At 46.0% G+C, this 23737-nt stretch carries 20 protein-coding genes and 1 tRNA gene; 4 read left to right on the plus strand and 17 right to left on the minus strand.

Annotation, left to right across the window (positions count from 1 at the left end; all coding sequences use genetic code 11):
• Positions 1-9: 9 nt before the first annotated feature.
• From secD to queA, 4 genes are all read right to left on the minus strand, one after another.
• Entirely contained in the window at positions 10-1878 is a 1869-nt protein-coding gene (gene secD / locus ACO6UX_RS13790; RefSeq protein ID WP_422448477.1) for a protein translocase subunit SecD, read from the minus strand.
• Between the two features lie 146 nt (positions 1879-2024).
• On the minus strand, positions 2025-2372 hold the full coding sequence (gene yajC / locus ACO6UX_RS13795; protein WP_101746272.1) for a preprotein translocase subunit YajC: 348 nt from the start codon (positions 2370-2372) through the stop codon (positions 2025-2027).
• A 187-nt stretch (positions 2373-2559) separates the two neighbouring features.
• A complete protein-coding gene (gene tgt, locus ACO6UX_RS13800; protein WP_194246433.1) occupies positions 2560-3693 on the minus strand; it encodes a tRNA guanosine(34) transglycosylase Tgt in 1134 nt (377 codons plus the stop codon).
• A 70-nt stretch (positions 3694-3763) separates the two neighbouring features.
• A complete protein-coding gene (queA, locus tag ACO6UX_RS13805) occupies positions 3764-4792 on the minus strand; it encodes a tRNA preQ1(34) S-adenosylmethionine ribosyltransferase-isomerase QueA (RefSeq protein ID WP_422449557.1) in 1029 nt (342 codons plus the stop codon).
• Between the two features lie 328 nt (positions 4793-5120).
• Between queA and ACO6UX_RS13810 the strand changes: the two genes are divergently transcribed.
• Positions 5121-5207 (plus strand) — tRNA-Leu (locus tag ACO6UX_RS13810).
• A 357-nt stretch (positions 5208-5564) separates the two neighbouring features.
• On the opposite strand, the gene ACO6UX_RS13815 is transcribed toward ACO6UX_RS13810, so the two are convergent.
• The 3 genes from ACO6UX_RS13815 to ACO6UX_RS13825 all read right to left on the minus strand — a co-directional run bounded on the left by ACO6UX_RS13815 (position 5565) and on the right by ACO6UX_RS13825 (position 10407).
• Positions 5565-6866 (minus strand): TniQ family protein, encoded by a 1302-nt coding sequence (locus ACO6UX_RS13815; protein WP_422448479.1) that lies wholly within the window; start codon positions 6864-6866, stop codon positions 5565-5567.
• Complete coding sequence (locus ACO6UX_RS13820; RefSeq protein WP_422448481.1) at positions 6863-7993, minus strand: TniB family NTP-binding protein; 1131 nt, start codon at positions 7991-7993, stop codon at positions 6863-6865. The genes ACO6UX_RS13815 and ACO6UX_RS13820 overlap by 4 nt, the downstream gene beginning before the upstream one ends.
• 146 nt (positions 7994-8139) lie before the next feature.
• On the minus strand, positions 8140-10407 hold the full coding sequence (locus ACO6UX_RS13825) for a hypothetical protein (protein WP_422448483.1): 2268 nt from the start codon (positions 10405-10407) through the stop codon (positions 8140-8142).
• A 132-nt stretch (positions 10408-10539) separates the two neighbouring features.
• Here ACO6UX_RS13825 and ACO6UX_RS13830 point away from each other — a divergent pair, with 132 nt between their 5' ends.
• Positions 10540-11496: an IS1595 family transposase gene (locus ACO6UX_RS13830; RefSeq protein ID WP_422445623.1), complete on the plus strand. Its 957-nt coding sequence runs from the start codon at positions 10540-10542 to the stop codon at positions 11494-11496.
• Between the two features lie 284 nt (positions 11497-11780).
• Here the strand turns inward: ACO6UX_RS13830 and ACO6UX_RS13835 are convergent, their stop codons facing one another.
• On the minus strand, positions 11781-13136 hold the full coding sequence (locus ACO6UX_RS13835; RefSeq protein WP_422444684.1) for a transposase: 1356 nt from the start codon (positions 13134-13136) through the stop codon (positions 11781-11783).
• Positions 13137-13255: 119 nt separating this feature from the next.
• Positions 13256-13471: a hypothetical protein gene (locus ACO6UX_RS13840; RefSeq protein ID WP_422448485.1), complete on the minus strand. Its 216-nt coding sequence runs from the start codon at positions 13469-13471 to the stop codon at positions 13256-13258.
• Positions 13472-14025: 554 nt separating this feature from the next.
• Here ACO6UX_RS13840 and ACO6UX_RS13845 point away from each other — a divergent pair.
• The gene (locus ACO6UX_RS13845; protein ID WP_422448487.1) at positions 14026-14310 is read left to right on the plus strand and encodes a helix-turn-helix domain-containing protein; all 285 of its coding nucleotides are present in this window, start codon (positions 14026-14028) and stop codon (positions 14308-14310) included.
• A gap of 55 nt (positions 14311-14365) precedes the next feature.
• Here the strand turns inward: ACO6UX_RS13845 and ACO6UX_RS13850 are convergent, their stop codons facing one another.
• From ACO6UX_RS13850 to ACO6UX_RS13875, 6 genes are all read right to left on the minus strand, one after another.
• Positions 14366-14671, minus strand: coding sequence for a hypothetical protein (locus ACO6UX_RS13850; RefSeq protein WP_422448489.1), 306 nt, complete (start codon positions 14669-14671; stop codon positions 14366-14368).
• Between the two features lie 372 nt (positions 14672-15043).
• Positions 15044-15589 carry a TIGR00725 family protein gene (locus ACO6UX_RS13855; protein ID WP_422448491.1) on the minus strand — a complete coding sequence of 182 codons (546 nt, stop codon included), beginning with the start codon at positions 15587-15589 and terminating at the stop codon, positions 15044-15046.
• A gap of 21 nt (positions 15590-15610) precedes the next feature.
• Positions 15611-15790, minus strand: a complete 180-nt coding sequence (locus tag ACO6UX_RS13860; protein ID WP_422448493.1) for a hypothetical protein — start codon at positions 15788-15790, stop codon at positions 15611-15613.
• A gap of 91 nt (positions 15791-15881) precedes the next feature.
• Positions 15882-17279, minus strand: a complete 1398-nt coding sequence (locus tag ACO6UX_RS13865) for a glycosyltransferase family 2 protein (RefSeq protein ID WP_422448495.1) — start codon at positions 17277-17279, stop codon at positions 15882-15884.
• A 26-nt stretch (positions 17280-17305) separates the two neighbouring features.
• Positions 17306-18235: a glycosyltransferase family 2 protein gene (locus tag ACO6UX_RS13870; RefSeq protein ID WP_422448497.1), complete on the minus strand. Its 930-nt coding sequence runs from the start codon at positions 18233-18235 to the stop codon at positions 17306-17308.
• A 232-nt stretch (positions 18236-18467) separates the two neighbouring features.
• Positions 18468-20720, minus strand: coding sequence for a dynamin family protein (locus ACO6UX_RS13875; RefSeq protein ID WP_422448499.1), 2253 nt, complete (start codon positions 20718-20720; stop codon positions 18468-18470).
• Positions 20721-20905: 185 nt separating this feature from the next.
• On the opposite strand from ACO6UX_RS13875, the gene ACO6UX_RS13880 reads away from it, so the two are divergent.
• Positions 20906-21226: a hypothetical protein gene (locus ACO6UX_RS13880; RefSeq protein ID WP_422448501.1), complete on the plus strand. Its 321-nt coding sequence runs from the start codon at positions 20906-20908 to the stop codon at positions 21224-21226.
• A gap of 76 nt (positions 21227-21302) precedes the next feature.
• Here ACO6UX_RS13880 and ACO6UX_RS13885 read toward each other — a convergent pair whose 3' ends face one another.
• A complete protein-coding gene (locus ACO6UX_RS13885; protein ID WP_422448503.1) occupies positions 21303-22517 on the minus strand; it encodes a TerB family tellurite resistance protein in 1215 nt (404 codons plus the stop codon).
• 56 nt (positions 22518-22573) lie between these two features.
• A complete protein-coding gene (locus ACO6UX_RS13890) occupies positions 22574-23722 on the minus strand; it encodes a TerB family tellurite resistance protein (RefSeq protein WP_422448505.1) in 1149 nt (382 codons plus the stop codon).
• Between the last annotated feature and the right edge of the window lie 15 nt (positions 23723-23737).

Consider the following 23737-nt stretch of genomic DNA (forward strand, 5'->3'; position numbering starts at 1 on the left):
ACTGCCACCTCAAATATACAGTTTCTTCAGGTTACGACCGCCATGGGTCAGGTTGACCAGGCCACGGGTCAGAACAATGGCTGTGAACATAGACGTCAGAATACCGATACACAGGGTGACCGCAAAACCTTTGATTGGCCCGGTTCCCACGGCAAACAGGATGATACCCACCAACAGGGTGGTGATATTACCGTCGAAAATGGACACAAACGCCCGGTCAAAACCGTCATGGATCGCCCGCTGCACCGGCCGACCACCGCGAATCTCTTCCCGAATACGGGAAAAAATCAGCACATTGGCATCCACCGCCATACCCAGCGTCAACACAATACCGGCAATACCCGGCATGGTCAGTGTGGCACCAAACAGACTCATCACCGCCACCAGCAGCACCAGGTTCATGGCCAGGGCAAGGTTCGCCAGCACGCCAAACACCCGGTAAACCACAACCATAAAGATCAGCAGCAGAAACAGACCGATAACGGTGGAATGAATACCCATCTGGATATTCTCCGCACCCAGGCTTGGCCCCACCGTTCTTTCCTCAGCGAAATACATCGGAGCAGCCAGGGAACCCGCTCTCAACAACAACGCCAGCTCAGAAGCTTCGGCAGTGGAGTTCAGGCCGGTAATACGGAACTGATTACCCAACGCACTCTGAATGGTGGCCAGGCTGATAATACTCTCTTCCTGCTGAAAACCCGGGATTGTTTCCTTAACCTGCTGACCGTCGACTGTTTTGGTGACCACTTTGGTCACAGGCTTCTGCTCAATAAAGATAACCGCCATGGCCCGCCCCACGTTATTACGGGTAGCGCGGTTCATGACAGCACCGCCATGACTGTCCAGATTGATATTAACCTGCGGCTGACCGGTCTGGGCATCAAAGTTGGACTGGGCGCTGGACACCTGGTCGCCGGTAATGATGATATCCCGTTCAAGATCCACCGCAGGACGACGGGCATCCCGGAAACTGAACGACTCAGTGCTGGCCCTGGAAGCATTGGGCAGCGCTTCCAGACGGAACTGCAGGTTAGCAGTCTTACCCAGAATACGCTTGGCTTCTGCCGTATCCTGAACGCCGGGCAACTCAACAACGATGCCGTTACGACCCTGACGCTGAACCAATGGCTCGGACACACCCAGCTCATTGACACGGTTACGGACCGTGGTCAGGTTCTGACGCACCGCATAATCTTCAATCTCTTTAATGGCCGTTTCAGAGTAGCGATAAGAAAGTACAGGGCGACCATTAACGTCAGCGTTCTCAACCGTCAAATCAGGAAAATCTGTGTTGATCAGGCGGGCAGCCTGGTCACGGGATGACACGTCATTAAATGCCAGCTGTCGTGCACCATCGGCACGTTCAGGCATGGTGCGATAGCGGAGCTTTTCTTTACGCAGGGACGTTCGAATTTCTGAGGTGGCAATATCCATTTTCAGCTGCAGGGCTTTCGCCGTATCGACCTCCAGCAGGAAGTGAACACCCCCTGACAGGTCAAGCCCGAGCTTCATGGGGTAGGCCCCGATAGCAGTTAACCATTCCGGCGTCGTCTGGGCCAGATTGATGGCGACAATATAGTCATCCCCAAGCGCTTCTTTGATCAGCGATTTTGACAACTGCTGCTGATCAGCACGGTTCAGACGAATCAGCAATGCCTTGTCGTCAAGTTCAACAGACTTGATATCAACATTGGCCGCTGCCAGAGCCTTTTCAGCACGCTGCTGAACACGCTCATCCATCACTCTGGACGAACTGGCACCCGTCACCTGTACTGCCGGGTCTGCGGGGTAAAGATTGGGAAGGGCATAAATAAACCCGAGACCTACGATGACCAGAATCAGCAGGTACTTCCACAATGGATAGCGATTGAGCATGGCTCACCGGTTCCTGATTTAATAGTGATGCGCAATAGCGGCATTGTTATACGGCCTTTACCGGGAAAGTCTTTTCCGGGCTTCAGGCCTATGGCACAGTCCATTTGGTAAAAGAAAGCAGCCAAACAAGGCTGCTTTTCTAAAACTTACTTGATGGCCTTGATGGTACCTTTGGGCAGGGTAGCGGCCACAGAACCTTTCTGGAAGTTCAGTTCCATATTGTCGGCAACCTGCAGGGTCACAAACTCATCCGTTACATTGCTGACTTTGCCAAGAATACCGCCAGTGGTGACCACCTCATCACCCTTGGCCAGACCGGCAATCAGGTTTTTGTGCTCTTTGGCACGCTTGCTCTGGGGGCGCCAGATCAGCAGCCAGAAGATCAGCACAAAACCACCCAGCATGACCAGCTGACCGATCATACCCGGTCCAGCTGCCGCAGCAGCCGCACCACCTTCTGCCGCAGCGTGTGCCTGACTGATGAAAGGAATCATTCCAATACTCCTAATCGTATTATTACCGTTGACGCAGCAATTTACCTGAAAAACAACCAGTCCGGAACCCACCCCTTCGCCTAAAGCGGGCAAAAGCGGTGGCGGAGCCCAATTCCAAAAGCATCAAGCCCAGGACCTTATCCGTATTTACACGAACAGACTGTTAGTTGGGACTATCCAGAAAATATCAACCCCAGTCAGGAACATCCTGACCACGCTTGCGATAGAACTCGGCAACAAACGCTTCCAGCTTACCTTCTTCGATAGCACCTCTCAGACCGGCCATCACCCGCTGGTAATAGCGCAGGTTATGGATGGTGTTCAGCATGGAGCCGAGAATCTCACCACACTTATCCAGATGGTGCAGGTATGAGCGACTGAAATTCTGGCAAGTATAGCAATCACAGTGCTCTTCCAGTGGACGCTCATCCATCTTGTGGGCCGAGTTGCGGATCTTGATCACCCCTTCATCGACAAACAGGTGACCATTGCGGGCGTTACGGGTTGGCATGACACAGTCGAACATATCAACACCACGACGAACCGCCTCAACAATATCCTCCGGCTTGCCAACACCCATCAGGTAACGGGGATGGCTCTCGGGAATTTTATGGGTGATATGGGAGAGAATACGCATCATATCCTCTTTGCTTTCACCCACGGAAAGACCGCCAATGGCATAACCATCAAAGCCAATCTCGGTCAGACCTGCCAGGGACACATCACGCAACTCTTCAAACATGCCCCCCTGGATAATGCCAAACAGGGCAGAAGGACTTTCACCGTGAGCGGCCTTGGAACGAGCCGCCCAACGCAGAGAAAGCTCCATAGAGGTACGCGCCTGCTCTTCATTAGCATCACCCGGCGTACACTCATCAAAAATCATCACGATGTCCGAACCCAGCTCACGCTGAACCTGCATGGAAATCTCCGGGTTCAGGAACACCCTGGAACCATCCACCGGAGACTGGAAAGAAACGCCCTCTTCGGTAATTTTGCGCAACTTGCCCAGGCTGAAAACCTGAAAGCCACCGGAGTCTGTCAGAATCGGACCGTGCCACTGGTTAAAGTCGTGCAGGTCGCCATGCTTCTGAATAATTTCGGTGCCCGGACGCAGCATCAAATGAAAGGTATTACCCAGAATAATTTCTGCACCAATCTCTTTAATGTCCCTTGGCAACATGCCTTTTACCGTGCCATAGGTTCCCACCGGCATAAAGCATGGTGTTTCAACCGTGCCACGGGGAAAGGTCAACCGACCACGACGGGCTTTGCCATCGGTAGCCAGCTGCTCAAACTGCATAAAGCATTCTCTTGTCATGAATTTTGTATAGCTCTTTCTCTTAAACTACAAAGACACGCCTTCTATTAAACTCGACAGTGTCTGGGAATCAGTCCACCTTACGGGTCAGCAACATGGCATCGCCGTAACTGAAGAAGCGGTACTTTTGCTCAACGGCTTCTTTATAGGCAGCCAGCACATTTTCCCGACCGGCAAAAGCACTGACCAACATTAACAAGGTGGATTGCGGCAGATGAAAATTGGTCACCATCAAATCCACACTGCGAAACTCATAACCCGGATAAATAAAGATGCTGGAATCCCCCTGGAACGGGGCAATCTCACCGGATGCCGAGGCCGACTCAAGGCTGCGCACCGACGTGGTACCCACCGCAACAACACGATTACCCCTGGCACGGGTTTCCCGCACCGCCTGACAGACGGCCTCAGAAACTTCGATATACTCCGCATGCATCACATGGTCTTCAATCTTTTCAACCCGAACCGGCTGATACGTTCCTGAACCCACATGAAGCGTCACAAATACTTTCTTAACGCCTTTGGCCTCAAGACGCGCCAGCAATGCTTCATCAAAATGAAGCCCTGCCGTTGGTGCCGCCACCGCGCCATCCTTTGCCGCAAACACCGTTTGATAACGCAGACGATCACTATCACCATCTTCACGGTCAATATAAGGTGGCAATGGCATGTGGCCGTGTTCCAGCAGCAGCGGTAAAACCGATGTTTCAAACCGGAGAATAAACAGAAAATCCCGACGCCCTTCCACAACAACACGCACCGCGCCATCTGCCAGCAATAACACAGCGCCCGGCTTTGGCGACTTGCTGGCCCTTACCTGGGCCAGCGCCAGATTATCCTCCTCCACTCGCTCAATCAGCACCTCAATTTTGCCACCCGTCTCTTTCTGACCATACAAACGGGCCGGAATCACCCGGGTATTATTCAGCACCAACAGGTCACCGGGCTCAAGCAGACTTTCTATATCAGAAAACTGTTGATGCCTAACCTCACCACTATTACCATCAAGGCACAGAAGGTGGCTGCCGGTACGATCCTCTGCAGGAAACCGGGCAATCTGCTCATCGGGCAGATCAAAATCAAAATCACTGACTTGCATGGACAATCCGGTGGTTAATGTCTTCATTCCCAAAAGCAGCCCACGCCACTTATGGGAAAAAAGCACAGAAAAACCAGTCATATTAAAAAAGCACCGAAGGATACTGCAAAACGAAGGAAGTGTCAGGAGGGCTATCCCATGCCATGTTACGGACTTAACTTACTTTTTTGCTCTCACTGTTCAATAACTGCTTGATCTCAATAATCTCTTTGATATACTTCGCCGCACTTGAGCAACCGCCACTTCGCCAGCCAGACTCAACTCTTCACTCGATGAGAAAAAGTTTTGAAATCAGCGAACAGATAACATAAGCTCAGCAACATCAAATGCCAGTGTGATGGAATTGGTAGACATGACGGATTCAAAATCCGTTGCCTTCACGGGCGTGTCGGTTCGAGTCCGACCACTGGTACCAATGATTAATGTTTTATTCCTTCCTGTCCGTGATCACGGATATTGTCCGTTTGGACAACTTCTCCGACAAATCCTTTTATCTGCACATACGCTTTCCAGAAAAGCGGACATTTTCTTGCTCAGATTCCCTCATAATACTTAGGAAAGCGGACACTTCCTCAGAAAAATTCCCGGACAAGTTTCGGCAAAATAAATTTCCCAATAACTGCCTGAAAAATACGAAAATTCTGTAAACTTACCAAACGACATAGCCCATGACCGCACAATATGTGCAAGCCATAGCCACGTTAATATCCAGGATTTTTCTTACAGAGAAACAGAAAGGAATTTCAGAAAGGAAATCTTTGAATGGATATTTTTACAGCTTTTCAGTTACCTCTCGCCATATTTCAGTAAACTCCCCAAAGCCAAAATTTTTCAACTCATTTTTCAAGGCTGCCCGCACATAATTATGGGAAGGAAAAACACCGCCATCTAATAAATGCTGACAGGCTTCCTCAACCAACGAAATTTTTCTTTTATTTCGAGCCTTCCGCTGCTTTGCCCGAAGCTCATTATTTTTCGCAACCAGTTCGGCAGTTTTTTCCGGAAAGTGATAACGCAGGTAACTCACCCCAACTTTGAGCTGTTCTGCCACCTGATTCACCGAAATGATCTCGCTGTGATCATTTACAATTTTCGTTAACTGACACTCAACCCAATCGAGCTTGTCAGCATTATCGTATGATTGTCGCCCATCCAGTTCTGCAATTTTCGCATCCGGGTCAATCCGCTTATGGTGAAACAGCAGGTCTGCCGGACTAACCTGCACAGCAACACAAAAATTCAGCAAGGTACTCAATGTCGGTCTGGTTCCACGCTTACCATCAGAAAACCACTGACTGATTGTTGCTTTCGAAAAAGAAAGTAATTGCTCAAGCTTTTTTGTCGAAGTCACACCCAGCCTTGACATCACAACCCGAATGCCATCTCTCAATAACTGTTGAAGTGATACACCCTCTATTACCAGGTGTCGACTAGCCACCAGGTCCAAGAGATATAGCTCCTTTTGTGAAAGTGCCTGCCTGTCATCCTCACCACTCGGTTCACCCAGAAATGAACCGCACTCAGGACAATACCCCACGGGCAAAACGCGCTGAACCATATACTGTCTCGCACCGCAATCTGAACAGCTACTTTTCAGAGTACATTGATGAATAGGGCAAGCTTCCAGACTTTGCAAACTCCAGAATAACGGCTCATACAAAACCTCCCCCGCACTACGCCATTGATACAGACACTCCGGGCACCATTTTTTTGAAGAATGAAAGAGCCCTTTGCCCATAGAATCCAGCAATGTTTTCCAGGGAGACATGGATAATAACTCTACGCCACGCTGCCCGGTAAATACTGCCAAAGCACTCACATACACCTCTGCCTTAGGCCGATAGCCGTTCATTGCAGAAAAGCCATAACTTATAAACAGATCATTGGATACCTGCCCCTGCCCGAGAACAGGGTTCAGAAAATGTCTCAGAAAATGATGCGGTGCTTTTCGATGAGCATAGGCCAGCCGAACCAGATAACTCCCCACGGACTCAAACATGTATCCATCACCGGCATCAGCTGGCTCCAAACCAAACAGAACAGTGCGTGGTAATTGTTGAAAGGTTGCCATCATAGTTGCGGCCCCACTGGGTCATGACTGGGTTTGCGCTGCACACCCCTTGGCCCCGATTTTTTATGAATTTGTGTTCCCCCACCCAACAGCATGTCTTCGACATCGAACATCGTAACCCTGGAAAAATAATCTTTACCCATCTTGATTTCTGCGGCAACCCGGTTCAATTCCCGGGGATCCATTCTATTATCCATCAGACTTTTAACGCTGACATAATCCCCACCAGATTCAAGCGTTCTGTACAATGTCTTAGTCAACCAGTCCTTCAGAATGCCGATACAGCCACAGCAGCCCAAATGAATTTCACTGACTTTGTCAAACAAAGCATCAGAAAAGCGTATGGGATAGCGCGCAAGCAATCCATCAAGGGCATAAGCAAAATGATCAAGGTCTTTCTGAGAGCCTCTATGATAAGGCCCCAACTCGATAATCTCCGACCGCCTTCCGAGCTGCGCACTGGTTTCACCAAAGCGCAACAGTCGGTAAGTTCCGACCAAGACAATAATACAGCCACTCAAACTTGCCAGGGACTTCAGCAGCTCCATACATTGAAGCGCTTCCAAGGGTGTTCTGCAGGCATCAATAATATGCTGAGCTTCATCAATAATCAGGTACCTCACTTGCCGCTGAAATAGAAAGTTTTGGATGACTTCCACCAAGTCAGAGACCTTGTTATCTTTCAGCAACAACTTCGAAATTTCTTTCTGGCTGACTCCCTCCGAAAATTCCAGAGCGTAGCTCCCGCTATCAATCAAAGCATCACCACCAGTCCTTAAAATACTCTTTAACAACGGATCCCAGGCAAATTTACCGCCAATCGATGCAGGACATTGCACACTAATAACTGGCACCATACGAGGATCATTTTTCATAGACTCCTGGCTTTCTGCCAATTTATCCTCAACAAACTTTCTGGCAGCACAGCTTTTTCCAGCACCTGTTGGCCCAACCATCTCGATAAATTCAACACCCCCTATTTTTTTAGCCTTCATCAGAAGCTCATCGTAGGCTTGACTCAAGATCTGATGTTTAATCTGCTTATCCGCAAAAAATTCAACCCTGTCCGTGATGGGTAATTGAAGAATGTCATCGCCGAATTTTCGGTTAGGGTGTAAAGTTTTTGCCATTTCAGACCTTCCTTAATCCTTGTAATTGTTAACTTGAAATAAGCGACTATTTCAGGTGAAATAGTTTCTTGATGAAAACTGGATTGATCTTAGCTACTACCAAGCCCAACTCTGATAAAGCACACCTGCAAGGAACGGTAAAACCACTAAAAATCATCGATATCATTGACACCCGGTTCAATACGCAGCGAAGGAACCCTTTTGCCAGTTTTGGATTTTGATGGCTTTGCCATTTCATCTTCCTGCTGTTCTTTAAGCTCCCGTTCTTTGTCAGCAATTTTCCTGTTGATAGGTACAGCGCGTTCAGCCCTTGCCTTCTGTGAATGAAAAGACCGGGTGAAGCTGCTGGCTTCAGTAATTACTGATCGATCAATCCCCGGATAATAGCGATCCTCAACAGCCACTCGTTTACAACGCTTCCAGCCATTCAGGTTGCAATACACATAAGAATCATCTTCAGGATCGATACGTATCTCAACTTCACGCCCCAACCATTCAGGGCTACTGAATAAATCATGCCCATAGTACTTTCCTTTTCTTTCAACACCTTTTACCGGCTGAATAATACGGGTTCGTTTATGTTTATCGTATGGAAGCATCATGATTTGTAAATGCTCATCATTAATATCAATTTTCCGATTATCCCGATCACCGTGAAGAATCAAACTTTCTGCAAGGACATCATCCGGTATCAACATATGAGCAGGATGTTCTGTTTTGTTGTAATGCTCATAAAAATAATCCTCCAGTAACTGCTTCAAAGATTGAAAATCCCAAAGTGCATTTTGAAAAGGATTGACTTTTGACGTTAATTGTCGTGGATTTTTCATAAGCTTTGTATTTCCGGTCAAGCCGTGTATGACTGCTTCATTGAGCTGCTTGAATACACTCTCAACAGCTGAACCACCACGAGGATTACTTTTTCGGCTATGAATTGTCACTGAAAAAAAAGCACACAACTGCTCAAATACGACGCTTTCAAACTCTGCTCCACCATCAACACAAAAAGATTCTGGAAACCGACCATGCCGTTGGATTAATTCCCGAACAACCATCAGTACAGAATCAATTGACGGACTATTCATTGTGAGATAAACAGCGAGTACATCCCGGGAATAAGAATCTGAAGCAACCGTTAACCATGGCTTTGCTGGTTTCATATTTGGAAACTTTAACGCTTGATCAAGTTGTGTGTGATCAATATGAACATATTCATATGCACGGGCGCCCCGCCTGCTCTCAATTACTCCATCACTTGTGGTGATAGGCATCATTGCTTTGAATTTTTTATGACCTTCCCGTTTACGAACTCGTTTACCAAGATCAACCAATTTAATCAAACGTCTCAACCAGCTATAAGAGCCTGATTCAATATGTTCATCCTTACAAAGACGAACATAATCTCGATAAATAGCTGCAACATTCTTATTTTTTGCTGAGAGATATTCTGAATCAATTACATCATTGGCAAGCTCCAGAGACCTACCACCGATGAATCTTTCGCTATTACCCTTTTCCTGATTTTTATCAACTAACTCAGGTAAACCATTGCCTCTGCGAGTAACACCTTCACTATGACGTTGCAAATATCGTCGAATAGTCCGAGTACTGCACCCTAAATATTGTGCAGCCTGATGGCGATTGATATCTCCTGCAATCAACTGATTCAGAGCAGCATGTCGTTTCAAAGCTCTTTTTTGATTATCCTCGCTAGCAGACAACATAAGCGATGTATGCACATCTTCTTCCTGCTCATAATGAACAACCGATAACTCTCTGGATTGAATGAGACCTCTGACATCCTCTAACTTAAATGGTTTCAATTGAGTCTTTTTTCCCCCAGTAATTTCAACCAACACAGTCTGCTTCGATGACTCAATAGACTGGAGCAACCACTGTTGCTCCCCATGACGACAAATCATTCCCTCTGAAATGGGAATATTAATCGATGACAAGAATTGAGAATTGTTTGAAGGCTTGGCATCCCTGGTTAATGAATAAACCTGACAACTGGCTTCAGAAGTAAATAACTTGCAGGTTTCCAGCTCAGAAAGTAAGTCATTTTCCAAATCAACAAATACCCTCCGATCAGCAACCATTTGCAGAATATTATCTGCCTTTAATTGCGGGTGATGACCCAGAAGTTCACCGATTTCCATGACCGGTGAATTAGTAATAAAATTTATACACTGTCGTTCCATTTCAGTTGGAATATCTTTCTGTTTACTATTTCGCAAGTAATCCATCAGATGACGGATATTAGCCAGAAACCGAGGGTTACAATCAGCATCTGTGAAATAAACGTAACCAATACCAGTCCCGTCGAGCTTCCTCTCCATCACTGGTGAACGAAAGCATTGTTCCTTTTCGTCATAGATATAACGGTCAGGGTATTTCTTACTGAGTTCCAGCAACTCTTCTACTCGTTTACACTCAATAAACTTTACTCCATGTTCTGCAACTCGAAACGCATCCGGGGGGCTATGTTTGTTTTAAAGGTTGATAGGTCTAAACTGTCGTGATCCCCTGCAATGGGAGGCTACGTTATGAAGCCCCGACAGTTTCAAGATCTTCTTAATGCTGTGCCGTTATTAAGCAGCCAGCAGCGAAATACTCTTATCAATGCTCTATCAGAGCAAAATTCTCCTTCCAATATTGCAAAGTCTATTGAGGATAGTTTTGTACGGGCTCCGAAATGCCCTCATTGTGGATCGGAAGCCCTTCAGCGCTGGGGGAAAAGGAACAAACGCCAACGATTTCGGTGCAAGGTTTGCCGAAAAACACTGAACGCTTTTTCCAAAACACCCTTGGCCCGTTTAAGACGCCCTGAAGCATGGCCGAAATATCTTGAGGGAATGACCCACTCTTTAACGCTTCGCCCGGCTGCCAAGCAATGCGGAGTTTCGTTAAATACATCATTCCGTTGGCGACATCGTTTTTTACAGGTCATTGAGCATGATCAGGCACCAGAACTCAGTGGTATTGCCGAACTCGATGAAACTTTTTTTCGCGAATCTTTTAAAGGTCAAAAAAAAGGCCTGCCAAGACCCGTGAGGAAACGAGGTAGTGATAAGAAGACAGACTGTCGAAAAATACCAGTCATGGTAGCTAGAGACCGAGGAAGTCAGACGGTTGATGGTGTATTGAAAAATGAGAGCGCAGATGAACTCTGTCGCCATTTAAGTGGCCGGATAAATATTGAAACTGTCGTATGTGCCGATGCCAGTCTTGCACATGAAAAGCTTGCGAGAGCGTTAGGATTTACTTTTAAGGAGCTGGTGTCATCCTCTGGAATACGGGTGATAGAAGGTGTTTTTCACTTACAGCATGTGAATGCATACCACAGCCACCTGAAGCAGTGGATTACAGGGATTTTTCACGGAGTTGCCACAAAATATCTATCACACTATCTGGGATGGAGAAGGGCTTTAACTGGCATCAATGCTCTAACATCTGATCGACTGGGCAACAAAATTTTAGAATTTCTTCACTTCAACCCTTAAGCGCAACATAGCTCATCCGGGGTATGGCGTATGGACTGATATTTTCCGTCACTCGTTTTAAACGACAGCTGGAAAGTTACAGGCTGATCAAATACCGCCTTTATTTCAGAAACTTTCTCACACATCAACAGATGAGCGCAGCTACTCCCGATGAATACACGTCAGCTGCCACAACCAGAAAACTGACATACTCATAATTTCTGAAAACACAAGAGAACCCTCAACTTTCGCTGCTAAGAAAAATAACTATCATCACCCTGAAAAATTCTGGCTATCTTGCCAAATCATGATGTGTCAAAAGCTATCTTTTGTGCTTTAGCACCATGGGCAATGGCTTTAAACAAACTGTCCCAGCTATCAATCATTAACGTGAGAAAGAAGCTGGTGATTTTCCTCCATAATCGCTTTCGTGTAGGCTTCTTTGGTTTATTTAAAGCCTGCTGAAATTTTGGACAAGAAAATTCCTGAATCTGATCAACCAGGAATGCGAGAAAAGTAAGGTAGGCGAAATTCGTAGCCAGATGTTTTTCGCCATGACCGTAATTGTGTTCAAGTTGATAGCCTTGATTTTTCAGGGTATTAAACGTTTCATTTTCAATGCGCCATCTACAACGGCCTCCTCGCATCACGGATTCAACGGTATCATCGGTTAATTCAAGATCAGTTACCCAGCACCAGACATGCTGGATCCCTTTTTTGTCGATTTCAATGTAATCCAGAACATTAACCCGCTCTGTTTCATCCTGAAGATTGAGGGGGACGTTATTGGCGTAGCGGAATTTATGAGTCGTGTTATTTTTCTCATCAACGATTTTGTGGTGATGAACCTGGCCTTCGTCATAAAGGGCATTCATGGCCTCAATAAGCGACACATGGTTACCATCTTTGGCCACGATAATATAGTGCCAGCCATGCTCTCTGATCAGAGCAATGGTAGGGTTGTCCGCATATAGACCATCCAGAAGAATCACCAGTTTCAGGCGTGGATGGTCATGTTTTGTCTGCGCCAGAAAACGTCTTATTGCCGCTTTTTCACAATCATTTTTTGTGGAACCATCCTGTCGGCAAATTGCTTCCGGCGCTAAAGGAATGACGGTTTTTCTGGAAGGGTGGACAATACAGCCCCCCATAATATTGTGGTAAAAGGTTTCACTTTTTTTGCCCTCGTTTTTAATGCAGCAGTCATCACAGCGGCAGGTTCCCGAATAAAAGAGACCCGTACCATCAATAGGAAGCAGATAAAGATCTTTCAACTTGCCACATTCGAATGCATAAGCTTGCAGAGCACCATTGCGCTGAACGACAGAAAACAATTCTTTAAACGGCGTCTTCAACCCGAGTGGATTAACCGGGTCAACAACCTCTCTCATTCTGGTATCGGAGGGAACTTTGCCATCTTTTACGTGATAGAGCTTTTCAAGATTATGACAGCAGATTTCATCAAGCCGCTCTTCATCAAACCCTAATAGTGAATCGAACTTTTGATGCATCATCGCAAAAGCAGATTTCAGAAAGTTAGGAAAGGGTATCACGCATTTATTTGGACGATGATCTGGAATGCTGTCGAAGCATTCTGATACCTTTTTTATCAAGTAAGAAGCACTGAATTGCCTGACATTTTTCTGAATAGCCGTACCCATGACTGACTCGACGACAATGATTGAGTAATATGCAATTTTAGTCGAAGAATTGTGCGGGCATGATTTTTTTACCTCTTCTGTATCTCTCGTGGCTGTAGTGCTTCAGGATTCATCGGGAATTACTGCAGATGAGCGTATTCCAGATCGCTCTCAGCTTGAAGCGCAACGCCCATCATACTACTGGGAAAACGGGTCATCTTACTGCGACCACCACTGTTTACGCGACGAACAGGATCCCTCATTGATTGCTGGCAGAGGTCTAGCCCTTTCTCACTGAGGCCCCACTGCACAGCATTCACTTTAATGTATTCTAACAGTGCTGATGAATTATTCATGATCAACTCCAGTTGTTGTTATGTTGTCCATACTTTTCACGCTAACAAGCTAATCACTTCCAGAAAAGCAAACGAGGAAAACTGTTTAGTTTTTTTCATGAGCAAGCACAAGTTGTGTTTTGGCAGCTTGTCAAAGCTTTTAATGCTTTTAATGCTTTTAATGCTTGAAAACTTATATTTTTCCAATTACAAATTTCGCCAATCCGTTATTAATCAAATAGTTAGATTAGCGACAAATGTCGTAAAATATCATTAAACCGTTTGACAATTTTAAATATTTTATTATAAATTACGGCAACTTAACCCTATTTTGGCAGCTCTATGATTCACTTATAAGTGAATCATAGACGTTTTTCTGAAGTATTCCACTACAATTAACCACACTATATCCACCTGTTCGTTTAGTATCGTTGGATAATCAGGCTAACTCACCTTCAATAACTCTTGCCCCATTTGAGATATCTCCTCTTTCTCAGCTAGCTATTACTTAGTATCCTTCATACCCTTCACCCGAGAAAGCTTACTTCTACCATTGACATTGCTGGCTTACTTATATGACCGATAAAAACAGTGACCTGGAAATATCAGAAGGCGAACATAAGGAGTTATTCTTTAAAAAGGTAGGTAAAAATATCCGCACACAGCGGATAGCCGACGGGAAAAGTCAGAAGGAACTGGCTAAGAGCGCACAGCTACAACCAACTTATCTTAATGAGGTAGAAAAAGGCAGACGCAACTTCTCCATGCTAATTCTACTGAAAATCAGCAGAGCTCTCGATATTGCTCCCAAAAAATTACTGCAAGGCACAGATAGAGATCTGTTAATGAATAAGCAGTAGGTAAATCATGCCTGAAGCAAACCATGTTCAAATATCCTACAGCATAAAGGTCTCTTTATTTCAGGCATTGAGCAACATAAACGCTATTACCCGTTGCAAACCGAACAACTCTGCCGTCATCCGACACATCCAAAATCTCAGTTACTGCCGATGTCAGCCAGTAGTCCTGCGCAGTGTAGCTACGGGCAATTAAAGAACCACACAGAACAGACAAACCTACTTCTATCCAGCCATTTCTATCAGTCAATTGCTTGCCGTTGACGCGATCAACAGGGTGAAGCAATGGACCTGAATCTCCAGCACCATCCCCGATACGACTTAACTGATAATTGCTTCCAGAGGGAAGCCGAGCCTTCTTCATGTTTATCTTCCGGAATACGTTCTTAGTGGGCCTCACTAAAGTTTGACCTGATAATCCGTTTTGAGTTCAACTCGTATTCGGACAAGTAACAGGATTGCTCTCCTTTTTCTTCTCGAAAGCTATCGATGAAAAAGGATAGATACCACCTCACTGGATTCAGCACAATTTTTCACTATTTGGAGTTGCTTTGTGAGTAAGGCGAACTTTTCATATCCAGGCCAATAACATCTGCAGCCGTTTATTATCAGGCATCTAAAAATCAATCAGAAAGACATCTCAACAATTCTTCCTGATTGATTCACACTCTCTTCTACCAGTTTCTTGACTATCGTAAGACGCTATTTCCAGCAAACATCACAAAAAACCAGCTTATCAAACAGCCGCCCGTTGCCGCCTGTTATAAAGCGGGAGATATTCATCAATAATACCGACAGCCTCAAAGGCATTGTCGACCCCAAATACCCGGTCATCCCTGTCATCCCGATAGCGCTGACGGTTATCGATCTTTGTATCTGCCAGCTGGCCACTCCAGCCCTCTACCCGATACGCAACCATAAGCCTTTTCATTGACCAGGCCATTGCTATCTCTGATAGCGTACCGGCACCACCGCCAATCGCAATCACTGCATCAGCCTGAGCCACGATCATATTGCGAGCAATGTCCAGGCCGGTTGGAATCACGATATCTGCCGCCGGATTTGCCTCCTCCGGATCATTACCCGGAAGAATGGCAATGATATCTCCCGGACTCCACGCTTCTGAATCTCTGGCTCCTGCACTGGCAGCCACCATGATGCCACCACGCCCACCGGTCACGACACGATAACCGGCATCAATTAACAGGCGACCAAGATCGAATGCCAGCCGGAACTTTTTATCGGTTTCCTGAACACCAGCATCGCCGATTACGGCAATCATTTTCTTTTTATCCATAATGAATCAAATCAACTCCGGGCTTATCTCACCATCTTCTGTACCACTGATCTGATAATTCTTTTCCATAATGCCAGCGATCAACTTTTCTCTTTGTTCACGGTCAGGTCCTTTCCCCATACCAGATGGCTCATAAAGATACAGCGGTGTTTTTATCCAAACCGGGTTCCGGGTCATTCTGACCATGGGGACCATAAATGCCCAGTCGGATGCCAGATCACAGTATTCACCCGTTTCTGAACGTAATAACTCATCCGGGATGGCATCAAAAAGACTTTTACGAAATGAGCGTAAATGTTGCCAGACATTTCCCCCCCCTGTTGTTGCCCTCGCGGGGACAACTGAAATCAACCGGATAATCGCACACCTTATCGGTTCGAATCATGGAGCCTACGGTAAGATCTGCGCCATTGTTATAGGCTTCAGCGACGGTTTCAATTACCCGGCTGCCAATCAGACAATCGTCCGCATCCAGAGTTATCAGAACGGATTCCGTATTATCACAGATATAACGAGCAGCCCAGACCATATTTGCCAACAGGCTTCGCCGTTCTGCCACAGCAATAAAAGTAACCTTATTCTTGTAGGGTGAAAGAGCCCACTTTATGTAATCCCGACAACGTCTACTGGAGTCATCATCCATCACCACGGCACCCCATTCATGTTCTGCCACAACCTTCTGCCTTAACATTGAGTCAAGACAGCGCTGAAAACGGGAAGGTTCAACATTCCGGCCACAGACAAGAAAGATAAATGGCTCCCTACGTCTGGGCCCCAACCAGCAGGCGATATCACCTTGCAGATCCACATGACCTGCCTGGGTCTTTGGACAAAAGCCAGCCTCTATCTGATTCCTGATGGTCTGTAATGATGCCAGGTCCTTCTTATACTCATTGGTAGGATGAATAAAAAACAGCTCGCCATAACCACCACGCCATGAAGACCAGTCACCCTGACGCACCACATTGTCAAGGCTGCGGTGCCAGGCGAGTGCCACCCTATCATTTCCAGCCAGTGTGTTAGGCCATGGCCGGGATGCCAGTAATCGCTTACGGTCAAACAATGCTCCACGCACTTCTATCCGACAGGAGTTATCCGTAAACCAGAATGATGTATCCATGTTCTCAGGAGGTTTAGCACCCGGTTTATAAATAGGCAAACTGGCTGTTAATGCTTTTGGATCGCTGCGAAGTGTATGAATCATATCTGCCAGCCAGTCATGTTCAGGATCAATGCGACCAATCAACAGGTCACTGTCCAGCTGTAATACATAATCTCCACTGCACGCTTCTACACCCTGTAAAAATGGCAGCAGTGGTGCTCCCTGGACAGAGTGTGATGACAAACTCTTCAGCCCAAACCACCGGTAAAACACTTCCGAGTCAGGTTTGCACCAGACGACCTGATCAATCCAGTCCTCACTGATCAGCCGCTCTACCACTTGCTGAAAAACCGATGGATTTGATACCCCATAAGCCCTGGTAAAATCACTGGTTCGACAATCCACTGCCAGAATCCGTTCATAAAACCCAACCGGACTTTCCAGGTGAGTGAGCAGATGCTTAACCTGTGCTTCTATACTCTCCCACTCCATATAACAGCTTTTAATCAGCAGAGAAACTCGACTATCACTGTATATCTGATCCTGTTCCCGCCGGGTAGCTTCAACCACCATAAAATCAGATGCCGGTTCAAATCGGTTCAGATCCTATGAGGGCAGTTGGCGGAATACATCGACAGCAAAACCAGATGAAAGCCAATAGTTTCTGGTGTGAGTTTTTCCCTTTCTGGCATCTGTACTGAAATGGGTCCTTCATTTTCAAATCGCCAGTCAAAGAGCCGATAAGCCCGGTCGAGAAAGGCCTCCTGCTGTGCAGCGTTCATTAATGGCCCATATTTCTGATAAAACCGCTCCAGCCCTTGATGCTTTTCCTTGCTTGCAGGCGAAGATAACCTGGGTCGGCCTGCCTCAGCATAATGCCTTACCGTATGAATACCGGTAGATACAACTTGCGTATCAATATTACAAAGACGCAGACAGAGATCCCGGTCAGTGCAGCTGCTGAGCTGTTCATCAAAAAGCCCTGCCTGCAAAATCGAAGAGAGTCTTACAAACAGGTTGGAGCCCTGAATATGCGGGTTACCAACCAACAGCGCATCTGCCGTCAGCCTGGCGGGAATGCTTTGGTGAACAACGTCATCATCGACATCTTCAACCCGTATCAAACCACTGACCACCATATCCTGTGATGCACTTATCTTACCGGCACATACCGAGAGATGACTGGGCTCCCAATAATCATCATCATCCAGAATTGCGACCCAGACATTGTGCACATCACAGCTGGCATTACGCAGCAGAAAATCCAGCCCGGTATTCCATGCACCGGCAGCACCCGGGGTACGTTGATTGGTAAGATAATGACCATGAGGAAACAGTTCTTCAAACAGCAACTGGCTCACGGACGGTCGAAGAAACCGATCATCTTCGACCAGAACCACAGTATCAGGCACGAGTGATTGATTCAGGATTGAGGGAAGTGAACGGTGACGAAGCAGGTCATTGCGATTTTTCGTAGCAACCAGCACAGCAATATGGACGGCAGGCTGCTGAATACCCGGAATAAACATGATATTCCCTTGATAGTTACCGAGGAATAACATCGTGCGCTTCGATACCAGCAAGGGATGGCTATCTCCATCAATCTTCTGGTTACTGATATCCCGGCGATGCGACTGTCGAATGACAGAGAATAGATCATCTACTCTGAGTCAACACGGCCCGGTTACTGGCTAAGAAGTTCAATCAGACATAAAAAATTGCCGCAGCCCGGCTCTTTTAATACCGGGCTAAACAGCCATATCAAGGATTTATCGTACTTAAATCTTCAGCCAACATTCCAAGGAGCTGATCATACTCTGCCATAACCTGCTGACGGTTTTCCAGGTCCTTGCCCAGCTGTTCAACGTCGTTATTAAGGTCTCGGGTCAGTTCCGGAATAAATGACTCTCCTTCTGTTGTCATGGTGGTAAGCATTGATGACGTATTGCGGTCAATCTCGGCACTCATCTGTTCCACCAGAATACCGACCACACGGCCCTGTTCCTGGCGAAGTCTGGCGATACTGTCGTTTTCCACCGTCGCGGAAGTAAACTGCTGACGCACTTCATTAATGTACTGATCCATATCCATGGTGATGGCGGGAACGGTCAGGCCGGCCAGTGCATTTTCCAGTGGCAGCATCACCGCATTGGGGTCAAAACCATCGGCAGAAAAGTCGAACATTTCACGGATCAGTTGTTTAATCTCCTGCCGCAGACGGTTGATATCCACGGCTCGACCAAGGGCTGAGATCAGCTGTTTCTCGGTTTCAAGAACGAAGGTTTCCAGCTTATCCACCGCCTGTTGCACATTGGCGTAGGTGTAGTTGATGGTACGGTATTGTGTCTCGTACACAGTTCGGGTACTGCCCCATGAGAATGGGTTATACCACTTGGAAGCACTCACGGTTCTGGCCACCTCATAGGCTTCCTGTTTGGTGCCGCTCTCGGTTTCCACCCGTTTGGCATCCAGCGCCATGGCTCGCAAATCCAGTAATAACTGTTGCATCTGCTGTTGCAGCGCCTGCTGTTGCTGGCTGAAAATCTGCTGAATCCGTACTTCGCCGGTTTTGATACGTTGGATAATAGTGGCCTGTTGTTTGGCCAGCGTCTCCAGGTCACCTTCGGCCAGCTGTTTGCGCCGATGGTTAATATCGCTCTCCATCTGTTGCAGACAGTGCCTTACCCCAAGGCGAGTGCCTTTGACGATATCTGCCAGGCGGCTATCCAGAATGGTGGTTTTATTCCTGCGTACCTCATCCATGCGTTTATGGACTTTGTTAAAGTTGGCCAGCTGCATCAGTAGTTGGGGCGAAAACTCAAAGCCGGGGAACATGGTGTTCAGCTGTTTCAGGCTATGCGCCTCTTCCTCACTGAGATCGGTACCTTTAATAGCCAGATCATAGCAACGACTGGAGATAAAGGTGGGCGGCAGGGCTTTTTGCAGGGCAGCAAAAATATAGCCTTCGTCGTCCACACTGTTTTCCCGGTTGGCCTGCCCTTGCAGACAGACTCGTTCCACATTCTGCTGCGCCAGATTATTCAGCTTACCGGTAATTCCGGGCAGTGCCTGAGCGATCGACGGATAGTTGTGGTATTCATCCAGCAGCGCACTGTCAAACACCGAGCCGATCAGCAGAATCTCCCGAATGCCCTTATGGGGAATATTCTGGGCCAACAGCGCCATATCGTGCATATCCATAAACTGGCTGCAATAGCTGAGAAAGAACACCACATCGCACTGACCGATAAACTCCTGGGTGCGACGACCACGGGAGACAATCGGATCGTTCATCCCCGGCGTATCCACCACCTCAATACCATCCAGACCGGGAACGTTCAGTTTCAGTTCGGTGCTTTTTACAATCGGGGTAAAGCGCCCCTGGGCACCAACAAAATCCGTCAGTTTTTCAATCAGATTCTGGTTAGAATCTGCACCATCAATACGGTGAATCGTTCCGAGATAATCCGTTACCGTAATGCCAGACTGTGCCACCATGGCCACCAGTTCACAGCATGCCTTTTCCTCTTCGCTCGGGCGTGGGGCTTGGGGCGGGCGAGTACTTTTGCCTCTGGAAGCTGATTGTCCAGAACGAAAAGCCGCTAAAGCCTGCTGATATATACGATCATTTTCTTTAACTTTGGCAGCAGTTTGTTCTACGGTTTGCCACTCTGCCACAGTATAAAACTCTACCGATGCCTCTGGCTGTTCCGAGTAGGAAATACGGGTCAATGCCGCCGTCATTGGCGTTGCTGCTTTGGGCAGAATATCCTGACCATTAAACAGTAAACTGTTCAGAAAAGACGACTTTCCTCGTTTAATCTGGCCGATTATACCGATTCGTAAGAGTCGGCCTTCCTGCTGGGCATTGGCGATATCATTCTGAAAACTGGTCGCCAGCTGATGCAGGTCTGCAAAGTGGTTGGGGTGGATCGTTTGTTTGAAGGTTTGGTAGCGGTCTGACAAGGTAAGTAACCGGCTACTGATGGCTTGTGTTTGGTATTGTATGTTCATTTATATCTTGGCCTTAAAAAATTATTCTCGCGCTGTGCTTAAAGTTAGTGATATTGCCTATGGTTCTATTGCTTAAAAAACGGTGCCGGTGCAAGTTAATCGATAAAAATTCTATTGCTACCTCTTGATTTCTTACAACCTAATCCCCATATCTACAGCCCTTATAACTGAGTAGGTGAAATATTATGGCAATCATTATCCAACCTTCCTCTTTCAACTACACAATTGACAGCACTGGAGATGAGTGTGAAGTCAACGGAAGTGATATACAATTTGACTCTCATTGCGTCAATCGCAATCCCCAGTACAAAGAAGACGATACTGAAGAGTTACATTATTTCTCGGTGAATACGCTCCACGGAACTTTCAAGTGGGCAGTGAATTTAACCATTGGTATGCAGGGGTTTGAGATTACAGAATCAGTGCTTACCGAATATCCAGAAGGCATTACAGTAGAAGAGGACACAATCTTCTCAATCTGTGAATATGAAGAAAATGTAGCTTAATCGTAGCGGGAGTCTAAAAAAAGAAATAGGCTCCCATACCTACAGTTTAAATATTTCTCAAATACCATTCCCCAATTTATTCAGCTTCCCAGTCTATTGATCTAGGTTGGCACGCCCTTTTACCTCGAGTTAACCTAAACTTACCAGACTGCACAACTTGGGCAAAAGTCATATCAACTCTTTTATGAGGCGTCGTTTCATTGTTATGTCCAACACACTCATAAAAAACGTCCGATACAGCAACAATTTCACCAATCACATTATTCTGGCCATCCGCCGAAGCTGGAAAAATAATTTTCCTCATCCATCCTGGATCGCACACTCCCGATTGAATACTTTCAATAGACAGCCCCCAAAAATCAATCAATATTTCCCCGGGCACTTCTGCGTTCAATCTACCTTTTTCAATCTGGCATGAAATGCTACGCTTAACAGCATCATAGCCAATATCCATGCCATGTATATCCAAATAAACCACCCTTATCTCACCACCACCATCAACAACTTTATAGAATTTGCTATTACTAAATAGTATTTCCCCACGATCTAATTTTGACTGTAGAAACGGTACAAGCATCTCATTCGTAATTACAGGACTAACAAATTCCTCTGTAATTTCTGCTTTACCGTGTGGATGCTCTATACGATGACGATAGCCATACTCTATGGGTATCCATTTTAAATTTAGAAAATCTTGCAGCTTTTCTTTCAACCAACTCTCTCTAAACTTTGATGTTCTCTGTAACAATTCATCCAAATCCACCTCATAATATTCCAACAGGTGCTTAAAGTACTCAGGATTTAACAGATGCGAACTAAAGTAGAGGCTGCTTTCTTCCCAATCTTTATGCTTGATATGACAAAAAAGATCAAAAACATCCCGTCGGGTACCATTTAGCACTTCCAATTGCTCGGTAATTTTATCAATAACTGCCTGTTCTTTTTCATGAATATCTTCATCCCGCATAGCCATCATATAGGCATCGAACAGGAAAAGTTGCGCCAATGGGTTTCGGCGGAAGGCGCGAAAAAAAGCCAGAGCCGTATCTTTATCCGGTGACTGGGCAAATGCCACCAAATCATTGACCAGCGATTGATCCAGATCAAAGGATTTAATCAAAATGGTTAAATACTCTTTTTCACTGTCAGTGATCTGACCATCGGCATTCATCACTAGTGCCAGACCATTCAAATATAAAAGACGATCTTCCAGAGAGAGTTCCTTTACCGGATGATGGGTAAAAGCATTAGATTCTTTCGTGACATCTTGGATGAAGTTGAGGATATCCATTTCATTAAGCCTTTAAGGATAAAGGCTCCCATGCATAACATGAGAACCAAAATTATTTACCTAACAAACCGGTACTTGCCCGTCACAAGAACTTCTTCAAAACTCACCCTAACAAGAGCGGCTCTATTGTCCTTTTCTTGCCTCCACAATCTCCCAAAGAACCTATCTTGAACAACTTCATCAGTAATATATCCATCATGAAGAATTAGACTTGTAGAGTAATAACTGGGATTCTCTTCACACAAAGGAAGATTATCTTTAGAAACACACCAAAAATCTGCTAATATCTCACCTGGTACATTTGCGTTAAGTTCACCCTTGCCAAGAGAGCAATTAAAAATCCTTGTCAGTGCGTCATACTCAATATCAGATGTAGAAATATCAAAAAAAGCATTTTCAATAGATTCTTCTACATTTTGTTTTTTGTAGATTAAACCATCTACAACTCTAAGCTCTCCGCGATCTAACTTAGATTGCAGATAGGGAACCAACATTTCGTTGGAAATCTTGAGCTGAATAATTGTTTCAGTTATTTCTTTATGCGGTATTTTCTCATCCAAGTCTGAATAATATCGTAGTGGAATCCACTTAAGCCCTAGGAAAGACTGCATCTTTTGCTCTAGCCATACCCTCTTTCTTTTTTCTGCTCCCTTTAATATTTCTTCAAATTCGACTTCAAAATATTCCAATAGGTGCCCAAAATATTCAGGATTCAAAAGGTGAGCCGTAAAATATACGCTTGCCTCTGACCAATCTTTATTCTGAAGGTAGCAAAATAGTTCAAAAATATCTTTTCGCAATCCCTTTAGAACCTCTAGTTGCTCACCTATTTTATCAATAACAATTCGCTCTTTGTCCTGCAACTGACCATCCCGCATACCCATCATATAGGCATCAAACAGAAAGAGTTGCGCCAGCGGCTTGCGGCGAAAAGTTCGGAAAAATGCCTGAATAGTGTCTTTATCTGGAGCCTGGGCAAAGGCAACAAAATCATTCAGGCAGGATTCGTCCAGATCAAAGGACTTGATCAGGATTCGCAGGTATTCCTTCTCTTCCTCATCAATCTCGGCATCGGAGTTCATAACCAGCGCCAGGCCATTCAGGTAGCTCAGACGCTCTTCCAGTGGCAGCGCCTTGGCTGGATGGTTTTCAAAGGAGTTCGCCTCTTTAGTGGCGTCGTGGATCATATCCAAAATATCAAACATGGTTCTTCCTTAATG

This window comes from Endozoicomonas sp. ALB091 (assembly GCF_049310265.1).
Classification (GTDB): Bacteria; Pseudomonadota; Gammaproteobacteria; order Pseudomonadales; family Endozoicomonadaceae; genus Endozoicomonas.